Origin of the sequence: Citrifermentans bemidjiense Bem (assembly GCF_000020725.1) — a bacterium.
Lineage (GTDB): Bacteria > Desulfobacterota > Desulfuromonadia > Geobacterales > Geobacteraceae > Geomonas > Geomonas bemidjiensis.
Genome location: NC_011146.1, coordinates 4,336,045 through 4,348,911 on the forward strand (window position 1 = coordinate 4,336,045; position 12,867 = coordinate 4,348,911).

The 12,867-nt window shown below is 61.8% G+C and carries 11 protein-coding genes and 1 pseudogene; 5 read left to right on the forward strand and 7 right to left on the reverse strand.

What is annotated here, in order from left to right:
* The first annotated feature begins 209 nt into the window (after positions 1–209).
* The 4 genes from ispD (at position 210) to cysS (ending at position 4,860) form a co-directional block, all read left to right on the forward strand.
* A complete protein-coding gene (gene ispD, locus GBEM_RS18955; RefSeq protein WP_012532225.1) occupies positions 210–905 on the forward strand; it encodes a 2-C-methyl-D-erythritol 4-phosphate cytidylyltransferase in 696 nt (231 codons plus the stop codon).
* A gap of 5 nt (positions 906–910) precedes the next feature.
* Positions 911–1,390: a 2-C-methyl-D-erythritol 2,4-cyclodiphosphate synthase gene (gene ispF / locus GBEM_RS18960; protein ID WP_026841115.1), complete on the forward strand. Its 480-nt coding sequence runs from the start codon at positions 911–913 to the stop codon at positions 1,388–1,390.
* A gap of 104 nt (positions 1,391–1,494) precedes the next feature.
* Entirely contained in the window at positions 1,495–3,192 is a 1,698-nt protein-coding gene (locus tag GBEM_RS18965) for a glutamine--tRNA ligase/YqeY domain fusion protein (RefSeq protein ID WP_012532227.1), read from the forward strand.
* Positions 3,193–3,417: 225 nt separating this feature from the next.
* Positions 3,418–4,860: a cysteine--tRNA ligase gene (gene cysS / locus GBEM_RS18970; RefSeq protein ID WP_012532228.1), complete on the forward strand. Its 1,443-nt coding sequence runs from the start codon at positions 3,418–3,420 to the stop codon at positions 4,858–4,860.
* 82 nt (positions 4,861–4,942) lie between these two features.
* On the opposite strand, the gene GBEM_RS18975 is transcribed toward cysS, so the two are convergent.
* Both GBEM_RS18975 and GBEM_RS18980 read right to left on the reverse strand, forming a co-directional pair.
* The gene (locus tag GBEM_RS18975) at positions 4,943–5,122 is read right to left on the reverse strand and encodes a hypothetical protein (protein WP_012532229.1); all 180 of its coding nucleotides are present in this window, start codon (positions 5,120–5,122) and stop codon (positions 4,943–4,945) included.
* Between the two features lie 239 nt (positions 5,123–5,361).
* Entirely contained in the window at positions 5,362–7,641 is a 2,280-nt protein-coding gene (locus tag GBEM_RS18980; RefSeq protein ID WP_012532230.1) for a sigma 54-interacting transcriptional regulator, read from the reverse strand.
* Between the two features lie 406 nt (positions 7,642–8,047).
* On the opposite strand from GBEM_RS18980, the gene GBEM_RS18985 reads away from it, so the two are divergent.
* Positions 8,048–9,484, forward strand: coding sequence for a transglutaminase-like domain-containing protein (locus GBEM_RS18985; RefSeq protein ID WP_012532231.1), 1,437 nt, complete (start codon positions 8,048–8,050; stop codon positions 9,482–9,484).
* Positions 9,485–9,556: 72 nt separating this feature from the next.
* Here GBEM_RS18985 and GBEM_RS21575 read toward each other — a convergent pair whose 3' ends face one another.
* The 5 genes and pseudogenes from GBEM_RS21575 to GBEM_RS19005 all read right to left on the reverse strand — a co-directional run bounded on the left by GBEM_RS21575 (position 9,557) and on the right by GBEM_RS19005 (position 12,621).
* The gene (locus GBEM_RS21575; RefSeq protein WP_012532232.1) at positions 9,557–9,709 is read right to left on the reverse strand and encodes a hypothetical protein; all 153 of its coding nucleotides are present in this window, start codon (positions 9,707–9,709) and stop codon (positions 9,557–9,559) included.
* Between the two features lie 284 nt (positions 9,710–9,993).
* Entirely contained in the window at positions 9,994–10,830 is an 837-nt protein-coding gene (locus GBEM_RS18990) for an energy-coupling factor ABC transporter ATP-binding protein (RefSeq protein ID WP_012532233.1), read from the reverse strand.
* A 10-nt stretch (positions 10,831–10,840) separates the two neighbouring features.
* Positions 10,841–11,605 carry a cobalt ECF transporter T component CbiQ gene (cbiQ, locus tag GBEM_RS18995; RefSeq protein WP_012532234.1) on the reverse strand — a complete coding sequence of 255 codons (765 nt, stop codon included), beginning with the start codon at positions 11,603–11,605 and terminating at the stop codon, positions 10,841–10,843.
* Between the two features lies 1 nt (position 11,606).
* Positions 11,607–11,792: pseudogene (locus GBEM_RS19000) on the reverse strand (cobalt ABC transporter permease); the annotation flags it as partial.
* Positions 11,793–11,883: 91 nt separating this feature from the next.
* Positions 11,884–12,621: an energy-coupling factor ABC transporter permease gene (locus GBEM_RS19005; protein ID WP_012532236.1), complete on the reverse strand. Its 738-nt coding sequence runs from the start codon at positions 12,619–12,621 to the stop codon at positions 11,884–11,886.
* Positions 12,622–12,867: the final 246 nt, after the last annotated feature.

Sequence of the window (12,867 nt, forward strand, 5' to 3'; positions counted from 1 at the left end):
GGACTGGCTCCGTCAGGTGCCTGTCCCCCTTGAGGGGTGAAGCTGGAGCTTCAGTGGGCCTTGCGTTCCCAAGGAAGACCTTGGGAACGAGACCAACTTCGGCTGCCTGGTTGTAGATCGTATTCAGGCAGATTTATATGGTTTTTTCGTGCCCAATCTGTATAATTCGGCGGTTTCATGAACCGCCGACCGAACCTTCGAGGTAACTCTTGAGCAGGATTTACGCGCTGATACCTGCCGCCGGAATGGGCAAAAGGATGGGTGCCGGCTCCAACAAGCAGTACCTGCTGCTGGACGGCATGCCGATTCTCGCCCGCACCGTCGCAGCCTTCGAGGCGGCCCCCTTCATAGACGGGATCTACCTCGTTTCGCCGGAGCAGGAGATCCCGTTTTGCCGCAGCGAGGTGGTCGACCATTACGGTTTTTCCAAGGTGCGCGCCATCGTCCCCGGCGGGGCCGAGCGGCAGCACTCGGTCTGCAACGGGCTGGACGCCATGGCTGACGCTGCTGACGACGACCTGGTGCTGATCCACGACGGGGTGCGCCCTTTCGTTTCGCAAGAGATGCTGGAAGCCGCCGCTGACGCCGCCAGGGAACATGGCGCATCCGTGGTCGCGGTCCCGGTGAAGGACACGGTGAAGGTGGTGAAAGGCGGCGTCATCTCCGAAACCCCGCCTCGCGAAGAGCTCTGGTTGGCGCAAACGCCGCAGGCTTTCCGCTATGGCCTGATCCGCGATGCCCACGCGCGTGCAAAGGCGGAAGGGTATCTGGGGACCGACGATGCGTCCCTCGTCGAGCATCAGGGGGGAGAGGTGCGCATCGTCACGGGCGACTACCGCAACATCAAGATCACGACGCCCGAGGACCTGGTCCTTGCCGAGGCGTTTTTGAAAGGAAAGGGATGAGTCATATGCGTATCGGGCACGGTTACGACGTTCACAGGCTGGTGGAAGGGCGCAAGCTGATCCTCGGAGGGGTCGACGTCCCTTACGCCAAGGGGCTCCTCGGGCACTCCGACGCGGACGTACTTTTGCACGCCATCTCCGACGCCATCCTGGGAGCCATCGGCGAGGGGGACATCGGCCGCCACTTCCCGGACACCGATCCCGCCTACAAGGGGGCCGACAGCATCAAGCTCCTGCAGCACGTCATGGGGCTTGCCGACGCGAAGGGGTACCGCATCGGCAACGTCGACGCCACCGTCGTGGCCCAGCGTCCGAAGCTGGCCCCTTTCATCCAACAGATGCGGCAGAACATCGCCCGGGCGCTCGCCACCGACGACGACCGGGTCAACGTGAAGGCGACCACGACCGAGGAGCTCGGTTTCGCCGGCCGCGGCGAGGGGATCGCCGCCTACGGAGTCGCCTTGTTGGAGCGCAAGGAGCGCTAGCGGGAGAAGGAGAGCGTGGAGACAAGGCAGCGCTCTGCGACATGGGCGCGCATCATGAAAAACCAATACACTTCGCGCCGCGATTTTGGCGCAAAGGAACCGATATGACCGACACCAAGACAGCAGAAGCCTCGGCCCCCGAAAAGGCCGCCAACTTCATCAGGAACATCGTCACCGACGACCTTAAAAACGGCAAGCACACCGGCATCGTCACCCGGTTCCCGCCGGAGCCCAACGGTTACCTGCACATAGGGCACGCGAAGTCGATCTGCCTCAACTTCGGTCTCGCGCTTGACTTCGGCGGGCGCTGCCACCTGCGCTTCGACGACACCAACCCCACCAAAGAAGACATCGAGTACGAGGACTCCATCAAGGAGAACGTGAAGTGGCTCGGCTTCGACTGGGGCCAGCACATGTACTACGCCTCGAACTACTTCGAGCAGTTCTACAACTATGCGGTGCTCTTGATCGAGAAAGGGCTGGCCTACGTCGATTCCCTCTCGGCAGACGAGATGCGGGCCCTGCGCGGCACGCTGAACGAGCCGGGCAAGGAAAGCCCGTACCGCAGCCGCGGCGTCGAGGAGAACCTCGACCTCTTCCGCCGCATGCGCGCCGGCGAGTTCGAAGAGGGATCCAACGTCCTCAGGCTGAAGATCGACATGGCGTCGCCCAACATCAACCTGCGCGACCCGGTCATCTACCGCATCCGCAAGGTAGAGCACCACCGAACCGGCGACGCCTGGTGCATCTACCCGATGTACGACTACGCGCACTGCATCTCCGACGCCATCGAGGGGATCACCCACTCCGTCTGCACCCTTGAGTTCGAGGACCACCGCCCGCTCTACGACTGGGTGCTGGACCAGCTTCCGGTCAAATGCCACCCACAGCAGATCGAGTTCGCCCGGCTGAATCTGAGCTACACCGTGATGAGCAAGAGAAAGCTTCTGGAACTGGTGCAGGAGAAGCTGGTCGACGGCTGGGACGACCCGCGCATGCCGACCCTGGTCGGCCTGAGAAGACGCGGCTTCACTCCGCAGTCCATCGTCAACTTCTGCGAGACCATCGGCGTGGGCAAGAGCGACAGCTTCATCGACATGAGCATCCTGGAAGAGTCGGTGCGCGAGGACCTGAACGTCCGCGCCCCGCGCGCCATGTCCGTGCTGCGCCCGCTGAAGCTCGTCATAGAGGGGTACCCGGAAGGGGAAAGCGAGGAATTCGAGGCAGCTAACCACCCCAACGATCCGGAAATGGGAACGCGCAAGGTTCCCTTCTCCAAGACCGTCTACATCGAAAGGGACGACTTCCAGGAGGAGCCCGCCAAGGGTTTCTTCCGCCTGGCCCCCGGCCGCGAAGTGCGGCTTCGCTACGCCTACATCATCCGCTGCGAATCGGTGGTTAAGGATGAAAACGGGGAGATCGTCGAGGTCCGCTGCAGCTACGACACCGGTTCCCGCGGCGGGAGCGCCCCGGACGGCAGGAAGATCAAGGGGACCATCCACTGGGTGAGCGCCGACCACGCTGTCGACGCCGAAGTGCGCCTGTACGACCGCCTGTTCAGCACACCGAACCCTGGAGGGAAGAACGAGCCGGACTACCGCAGCTCGATCAACCCGAAATCGATCGAGGTCCTCTCCGGCTGCAAGCTGGAGCCTTCGCTCGCCGGCGCCACCCTGGAGAACCGCTACCAGTTCGAGAGGCTCGGCTACTTCTGTCTGGACTCCAAGGATTCCAAACCGGAGGCGCTGGTGTTCAACCGCACGGCCACGCTGCGCGACTCGTGGAGCGAGCAGAAGAAGTAGGAGAAGCGCCCTCACCCCGGCCCTCTCCCACCTCCGGACCGTAGCCTACGGTGGGCGAAGGCCCAGAGGGAGAGGGAGAATGGACAGGGAACAGGCTCGATTACCCTCGCCCTCTGGGAGAGGGTGGCCGCAGGCCGGGTGAGGGAGAGGCCGCAGGCAAAAATTCGGCTGCAACAGATAACATCGGTCGCATGACCTTCAACACTTTGGAAAAGAGGAACTGATATGCCCCTACGCGTCTACAACACCCTTACCGGCAGCAAGGAAGAATTCGTACCGATCAACCCCGGCAAGGTCGGCATGTACGTCTGCGGCGTAACGGTCTACGACCACTGCCATATCGGTCACGCCCGCGCCAACGTGGTGTTCGACATGATCTACCGCCACCTCCGCTCCAAGGGGCTAGAGGTCACCTACGTCAGGAACTACACGGACATCGACGACAAGATCATCAACCGCGCCAACCGCGACGGCGTCCCCTATAACGAGATCTCCGAGCGCTTCATCAAGGAATTCGACAACGACATGGCGCGGCTCATGCTGCAGCTCCCCACCTTCCAGCCCAAGGCGACGGAACACATCCCCGAGATCATCGCACTGGTGCAGACGCTGATCGACAAGGGGTTCGCCTACCAGTCCGGCTCCGACGTCTTCTACCGCGTGGACCGCTTCGAGGGATACCTGAAGCTTTCCAAGCGGAACCTCGAAGACATGCAGGCGGGCGCCCGCATAGACGTGGACGAAAGGAAGGAACACCCCATGGACTTCGCCCTCTGGAAAGGGGCGAAGCCTGGCGAGCCGTACTGGGAATCCCCCTGGGGCCAGGGAAGGCCGGGGTGGCACATCGAGTGCTCCGCAATGAGCACCAAGTTCCTGGGCGAGACCCTCGACATCCACGGCGGCGGTAAGGACCTGATCTTCCCGCACCACGAGAACGAAATCGCGCAGTCGGAGGCGGCGTCCGGGAAACCCTTCGTCAAGTACTGGCTGCACAATGGCTTCGTCAACATCAACTCGGAGAAGATGTCCAAGTCCCTAGGGAACTTCTTCACCATCAAGGAGATCCTGGAGAGCTACGACGCGGAGGTGCTCCGCTTCTTCCTCCTTTCGGCCCACTACCGCTCGCCGATCGACTTCTCGGACCAGAACCTGAAAGAAGCCGAGCTCGGGCTAGAGCGGATCTACAAGGCGCTGGCCGGCATATACGAGCGGCTGGCAAGCGGGGCGAACACCCCCGCGGGCGCGGATAACGCCGAGTTCGTCGAGAAGGTCGCCGGGTTTGCAGGGCGCTTCGGCGACGCCATGGACGACGACTTCAACACCGCGCTGGCTCTGGGGCATCTCTTCGACCTGGTGCGCGTAATCAACAGGGAGCTTCCCACCGCATCGACCGGGCTCCTAGAACAGGCCAAGGCCGAGGTGGCCAAGATGGCCGCCGTGCTCGGGATCTGCGACTCCGTTCCCGCCGCGTTCCTGCAGCGCATGAAGGATCGCAAGACCTCCGACATTGAGATGTCGGCAGAGGAGATAGAGGCGCTGATAGCCGAGCGCGCCGAGGCGAGGAAGGCGAAGAACTTCAAGCGGGGGGACGAGATCAGAGACCTGCTCCTGGAAAAGAACATCGTCCTTTTGGACAGCGCGCAGGGTACTACCTGGAAGGTGAAGTAAACGGCTTTCCTTTCGAATGCAGGTATAAAAAAAGGCCGCTTAACGCGGCCGTTTTTTATTGGGTTGGTGTTGCAAGGCGGCCTTAGGCCGCCTTCTGGCTAAGTTCGGTGCTCCTGGCTTTCACGAGTTCCATCGCTTCCCTCATGATGTCGGAAACGCTCTTCTTGGTGGAGTCCATTATTGCTTCGAGCGTCTCACGCTCTGCGTCGCTGATCCTCATGGAAATTACGTTGTACCTGGGGTTCTCTCTCATTCTGCCCATCTGCTGCTCTCCTTTTGTATGGTTGTTCAAAATTGGTGACACATGCCTTATCTATTGCTATATGCGTGCCAATCTTGAAATTAATCAACCATCGAGGATAAGTGGCTGTTTTCACGTATACCGGAAAAAAGCCCTCCTCAAATAGGTTATAAAGCAGTGTATACAAAGTGCGCCACTTTTGGCACAAACGTGGTAAATGTGCTCATTTGTATCATTTTGACCATGTTTACATGAGCGAGCTAATCCTCGGCTTCCTCCCTCGCCCTTATGGTGCGACCTTTGAGCCCGTGTTTCGCCAAAAGGCGGTAAAAAGTGCGCCTCGGGATGTTGGCCAGTTGTGCCGCTTTTGACACATTCCCACCCGCATCGGCAAGATATCGCTGGATCAGCTTCTTCTCGACCCGCAGCACATGGGGTTCCCGCTCCTTTTTGAAGGAGCGCAGGTCGAAGACGTCCTCGGCCTCCTCGGCGTAGCTTTCGGCGAAGGCAAGCGGGAGGTTCCCCAGCTTGATGATCTCGTCGTGGGTGAGCACGGCGGCGCGCTCAATCACGTTCTGCATCTCCCGGATGTTGCCGGGCCAGGGGTATTTCACCATGGCGCTGACCGCCCGTTCCTCGATGCCGTCGATGTGCTTGTTGAGTTTCTTGCGCGCCTTTTCCAGGAAATAGTGCGCCAGCTGCGGGATCGACTCCACCCTTTCCCGCAAGGGGGGCATGGTGATGGAGAAGACGTTGAGACGGTAATAGAGGTCCTCGCGGAACCAACCTTCGCGGACCCCGTCCTCCAGCGATTTATTAGTTGCCGCTATAAGACGGACATCGACCCTTTTCGCGGCAGTCCCCCCGACCGGCCTCACCTCGCCCAAGTCCAGCACCCGCAACAACTCCGCCTGCAGCTTAGGCGTGATGTCCCCGATCTCGTCGAGGAAGATGGTGCCACCGTGCGCCGCCTCGAAGAGACCCTTTTTTTCCATGATGGCACCGGTGAACGAACCCTTCTTGTGGCCGAAGAGTTCACTCTCCAGGAGCGAGTCGGTGATGGTGGTGCAGTTGACCGTGACCAGCGGCTTGTCGTTTCTCTTGGAGTAGCGGTGAATGGCGCGCGCCGCAAGCTCCTTGCCGGTCCCGGATTCGCCGCGAACGAGGACGGTGGTCGGCGTCGGTCCCACCTGCTTGATCTGGTCCAGCACCTCCAGCGTGTTGCGGTCGCTCCCCACGATGAACTCGTCGCCGTAGCGGTCGAGCTCCCTTTTCGCCAGCTCGTACTTCTCGATCAGCCTCCCGCGTTCCTCCTCCAGCTGTTGCAGGTTGTGCGGCAGGCACATCTCCAGGTCGGCAAGTCCCTGGAATACGGCGACGGCGTACTCGCGGCAGGTCCGGTAGCCGCAGGCGCGGCAGTTCAGCTCGTCCTTCTGGGTGAACTTGTTGGTGGCGTGCAAGATCTTCTTCACGTCCCCCGCCTTGGGGGTGGGGAGCTTGGCGTACTTGTCGGCGAAGGTGCGCGAAAGCGACACCGGAGCTGCGTCCAGATAGGCCTGCGAGGTGCGATAGGGGATCCTCTTCCGGTGGTGGGAGATGACCAGGTTGCGCCGGGAGAATTCGGTCAGCGCCTGGTTCCGCCCCGGGCCTCCGATGCAACCGTCGTAGCAGAAACGGAGATCGACGAGCTTCGGGCTGATCCTCCCCGCCGCGAGGTCCTTGATGATCCCCATGACGTTGACTTCACCTTCGGCGGTGACCACCTCGGTGTCGAGCGGGTCCGCCTCTATGCCGAAGGCCTGGAAGGAACCTTGCGACAGGGGGAAGATCCTTCCCATGTGCGGCTCCTTGCCGTCTAAAGGCTCCTCCTCCAGCGTGGCGAGATCGATCCCCCGCTCCTTGAAGATGGACTCCAGCTCGCGGTAGGTGAGGAGGACGTCCACTGCCCCCTTGGTCTGCTCCGCCTGCACCTCGAACTTGCCGGCGATGCACGAGCTGATGTAGATGACCTTGGCCTTCCCCTCCCAGACCTGTTTCAGGAAGCGCCCCATGGCCACCATGTGCGTCACCACCCCCACCAGGTTCTCGATCAACTGCGGGTAATGCCGCTCGACCAGATCGACGACGGCCGGGCAGTGGGAGGAGATGAGCGGCAGCTTCGCATTGTCGATGGCGTCGCGGTATTCGCCGGCGATGAGTTCCACCCCGCTGGCCCCCTCGTGCACCTCGACAAATCCAAGCCGCCTCAGCCCGGCCGACAGTTGGCCCGGCGAGCAGTGGTGGAAAAAGGAAGGGAACGAGCAGCCGAGCACCGCGACAACCGGCTCTCCCGAAGAAAGGTGCTCGTTGGTTACCGCAACGTTATCGGCGATCACCTTAGCGTGCTGGGGGCAGTGGCTCATGCAGTTGCCGCAGCCGATGCAGCGCTCGGCGATGATCTCGGTGTAGCTCTTCTCCACCTTGATCGCCTTTACCGGGCAGCTTCGGACGCAGGAGTAGCATTTGCGGCAATGGTCGGTGATGGTGACAATGGGGTACATTCGGCCTCTTTTTGCGCGGAGCTTGTTTAATGAGTACACCGGGGATTGTATAGGAATCGGAAAAAGTGTGCAACAACTGGCACAAACGGAGGGGAAATTGGACAAAAAAAACCCTAGCGACTAGGAGGGCAAGTCGGCTAGGGGAAGGAGGATCCTTTGATCCTCCGCAACTCTGTTATCTATTCACATTATACCCAGCGCCAAATTTTACTGCAACAAGTTAAATTCAATTAATCATAGCATTCTTTCCCGCCCGTATCTAATGAGATTGGCGTCCTCGCCGCGTTCACCGCTACGAGAGGGGCTTCCTCCGTTGCGCAGCCCGCATCGGCTGTGATATAAATTAAGACCTCGAACGCGGCGAGGACGGAGATCGCCGGAGAGCCGACCTTCAAGGAACCTAGCCATGACCATCCCATTAAACCTACTGCGGCTGATTTTCGCCTCGCTGCTGGTGCTGCTGCCGCTCCAGCTTTTCGCTGCGCCCCTTCCCAAGCTGACCGAGCTACCGCTCGGGGAGCGCTGGTTCAGCATCAAGCTCGGCGACGAGCGAGTCGGCTTCAGCCGGCTCACCATCACCCGGACCGACGCGGGGTACCGCATCGATTCCGAGGGGAGCGTGAAGATGCGGGTGATGGGGTTCTCCAGGGAAGCCACTTCGAAGGAGTCCTACCTGGTCGCCCGGGACCTCGCGCTGCAATCGTTTTCGGCGGAAAACCGCATCGACGGCAGCCCAGTCACCATCACCGGCGAGGTCACGCCTAAGGGAGTGGCAATCGTTTCCCGGTCGGGCAGCGGAAAGAAGGAGCGTACCCTCAAGGTGAAGGGGGTGCTCTACCCCCCCCACGCGCTGAACCTTTACCCGCTCATGCAAGGGGCGCCGAAAGGAAAAAGCTACAAGCTCCCTGTCTTGGACGTGGAAGCGCTGAAGGTGAAGCAGCTCAAGGTTGAGGTGGTCGGGGAGGAGACGCTTCCGCCGGGGCGGCCGGTGGTCCATCTGAAGAACGACGTCTACCCCATGGTCGACAACGATATCTGGGTCGACCTGCAGGGGAACGTACTCAAGGAGTCGGTCCGCGACGACCTGGTGGTCACCGAGGCAGAGGACGAAGCGACCGCCCGTGAGGAACTTGCACGCGGCGCCCTCTCCAAGAAGGATCTGGTGCTGGATTTCAGCATGATCCGGGTCACCCCCCCCATCGAGCGTCCCGCCCAACTGCAGAAGCTGGTACTGGAGATGACGGGCATACCGCCGCAGCTGCCGCTTCTGCAGGGGATAAGGCAGCAGGTAGTGCGGCAGCCCGATGGCACGGTGCTCGTGACCTTGCCCAACCCCGCCCCTGCCGCCGAAGCGCCCCCGACCGCCGCCGATCGGGAACCGGCGGAGCGGATACCGAGCGATCACCCCGAGATCAAGGCGAAAACCGCGGAGATCAGGGGGAGCGAGCAGGATCCGGCACGGGTGGCAAAGCTACTGTCCGACTGGGTGGCCCGCGAGATAAAGGGCGCCGTTACCGACAGCCAATCCCCCCTGGAAACGCTCAAAACCCGCATCGGCAACTGCCAGAGCCACGCGAGGCTCTATGCTTCCCTGGCCCGCGCCGCCGGCATCTCGACCCGGTTCGTGTCCGGCATCATCTACGAGGGGGATGGCTTTCTCTACCATAGCTGGGCGGAAAGCTACCTCAGCGGAGCGTGGGTACCCGTCGATCCCACTTTCGGCGAGATGCCCGCCAATCTGAGCCACGTCAAGTTCGTCGAAGGGGAAACGCTGGACGAGATGGGGACACTGGCGGGGATGATAGGCAGGGTACGGGCGAAAGTGGTGGAAAAGAAGTACTGAGTTGAAGGCATCAACAGGAAAACGGGGCGGCCTCTAGAGGCTGCCCCGCTTCTTTGTTTTCCTATCCAGCCGTTAGGCTTGGCAGCACTCCTGAGTAGCCACCTCACCCAGAGTTTTCAGCTCCTTCAGATCCGCCTGCTTCTTGACGCTCCCCATGTAGCACAGCGCCTGAACCGCCAGCGCCAGCGCATAGAACGCGCCCAGCACCATGAACAAAGTCCCCATTCGTCACTCCTCTTGAGCCCGGCAACCAGCCACCGGCTGCGCATGCTCGTCATTGTAGTTTCCCCTCACCAGCCAGCAGCATCCGTGCCGCCGACGCCTAGGCAACGTAACCGCTTAATCTCCTTGAAAGCGGTGGGGGAAGGGCTCTCCTGAAGGAGCAGGAATGTTCCAAACTGGAACGGGGTCCGGTGTTACGTAGACGAACGCAACGACCACAGGGACAGAAATAGTAAAGGTACACCTTGCGGTCGCCCCTTTTCTTGTTGCCGATATTTGCCTCGCGGCTATTTCCCCATGGCCTCCACGATTTCCCTACGGGCCTCGCCGATGGTGAGCGGGATGCGCGCGAAGGGAAGCCCCTCGTCGTGCTTCAGCTTGTAGATCAGCTCGGCTATGTGCGGCAGGCGCAGCTTGACGTTGGCCAGCTCATCGGGCGCGGTAAAGACTTCTTCAGGGGTACCGCCGCGCACCAGCTTTCCGCGGCTCAGGATGTGGAGCTGGTGCAGGAAGATGGGGACTAGGTCGACACTGTGGGTCGCCATGACGATGGTCACCCCCTGCTCCTTGTTGAGCCGGGTCAGGAGTTCCATCATGCGGTACTCCCCCATCGGGTCGAGCCCGGCGGTCGGCTCGTCCATGAGCAGTATCTCGTGCCCCATGGCGAGAAGGCCCGCGATGCAGACCCTCTTCTTCTGGCCGTAGCTCAGGTTGTGAATCCCCTTGGCGCCGAACTCCGCCATGTCCACACTTGAAAGCGCCTGCTCCACTCGCCTGCGCACCTCGGCCTCGGCACATCCCATGTTGCGGGGACCGAAGGCGGTGTCCTCGAAGACGTTGCTGGCGAAAAGCTGGTCGTCGGGGTTCTGGAACACAAGCCCGACTTTACGGTAGATGTCCCTGGGATGCAGGCGCAGCACGTTGTCGCCGTCCAAGAGCACCTCCCCCTGGTACCCCTTGATCAGACCGTCCATCACCTTCAAAAGGGTGGTCTTGCCGGAGCCGTTGGAGCCTAGGATGCCGGTAAACTCTCCCCTTTTCACGGCGAGACGGATGTCGGAGAGGGCAACGGTGCCATCGGGGTACTTGTAGCTCTGGAGGTCGACGGAGATTCTTGTATCCACGCTTGATCCTTTAAACGCTGCTTCTGAGCGCGATCATCGCCGCGAGAAAGAGGAAGGCGGAGGCGACCTCGGCCAGCCGCAGCGGCCGGTGCAGCGTCATCGGCATATCGCCATCGTAGCCGCGCTGCACCATGGCGGTGGTGATGCTCTGGCTGTTGTCAAAGGCCTTGATCACCAGCACGCCGGCGAGGGTCCCGAACGAGGAGAGGGAGCGGCGGTAGCCGACGTAGCCGAGGCGGTTCTTCTGCGCGTTGTAGACCACCTGTGCCTCCTCCAGGAGCAGGAAGAGGTAGCGCCAGGCAAAGAGGGCCACGTCGACCAGGACCTGGGGCACCTTGAGCCAGGAGAGCGCGGCCATAAGTTCGGTGAAGGGGGTCGAGAACCCGACCACGGCCAGGAGCGAGACGCCGCCCAAGATGCGGCTCGCGATGAGCCCCCCCTCCCTCAGCCCCTCGCGGTAGGCGGAGAGCTCGTACCCGGCGACGCCGAACGAGAAAAGAGGGTCGCTGCCGGAAAAGAACATCTTCAGCAGGACGACAGTGGCCGCGATGAAGAGCGGCTCGGAAAAGCGCAGGGCGAGAAGGCGCCAGGGACTGCCGAGGGAGCGGCAGAGGGCGAGGCTTAGGACCGAGACCAGCAGGGGGAACGCGACGCCCCGGCAGCTGATCACCATGACCAGCAGGGCCAGGGCGCAGATGAGCTTCACCCTCGGATCGATGCGGGTGACCGGGTGCGCGGCGTCGCAGGTATGCGCCTTCAGGTGGTGCATCGCCATCTTACTTATCCTTCCTCGTCAACTGGCGCCAGTAGTAGCCGGCGACGAACCCGCCGACCGCTCCCGCCACAAGGAACCCGAAGAGGAGGAGGTCTCCGGAGCCGGGATTGATCAGCGGCGCAGACGCCTGTCGTCCATGTTCCTTGGCGATCTTCTCCACCACCGCCTCGTCCACCCCCTCCCAGGACTTGGGCGCCAGGGTGAAGAAGTAGAACGTGAACAACAGCGTCGGGAGCAGCACCAGGTGCATTGACAGTACCTTCCACTTCCTTCTGCGCTCAGGCATGGGCTGGGAGCTCCTTCTCGGTTATTACCCGCATCTTCACCAGGAGATCGGGGCGTTTACGGTACAAAAGCGTCACCATCCCTGCGGTGATAACACCCTCCAGGATCCCCAGCGGCAGCTGGGTCGGGAGAAAGGCAAGCACCACCTTGACGAAGAGCGGCGTAAGCGGCGCCTCCCCCCGGATACCGAGCGACAGGATGAGCGCGGTCGCGGCGTAGGTCGCCCAGTCGGCCAGGATGCCGGCGACGAACCCGGAGACGGCGAGGCTCCCGCCCAGGCGCCGGATTCCCCTGAAGGCGAGCCACCCCGCCAGCGACCCCACCACCCCCATGGAGAAGGTGTTGGCGCCCAGGGTGGACAGTCCGCCGTGGGCGAGGAAGAGTGCCTGGATCAGCAGCGAGACCGCCGCGATCAGCACGCTGACCAGCGGCCCCACCAGGATGGCCGCAACGCCGGTGCCGCAGGGATGCGAGCAGGTCCCGGCAGTCGGGACCGGGATCGGCATGCAGGAGATGATGAAGACAACCGCCGCCAAAAGCCCTACCAGCGGCTTGATGGAGAGGTCTTCGCGCGACACGGCGTTCAGGCGCCTCACCCCGAGGGCGATGAAGGGCGCCAGCACCAGATACCAGAAGACGGCCCAGGGGAAAGGAAGTATCCCTTCCGAGATGTGCATGGCGAAGGCCGGGGTGGCGGAGAGAAGCGGCAGCGAAAGCGCAAATAGCGTCATCAGCGCGAATCCGCACCGCCCCCCCTTTTTCAAAGGTTCTGCGAATAATCGGGTTCCCTCCCCCTCTGGGGGAGGGACAGGGTGAGGGAGACGCCACGAAGGCAAGATCTTGGCTGGGGCACAGCCCTCACCCCCGCCCCTCTCCCACCTTCGGACCGGAAGCCTACGGTGGGCGAAGGCCCGAAGGGCGAGGGGAGACAGGCGCCACAAACCTTCGCGGGTGAACCTAATCCCGGTCCCCCGTAA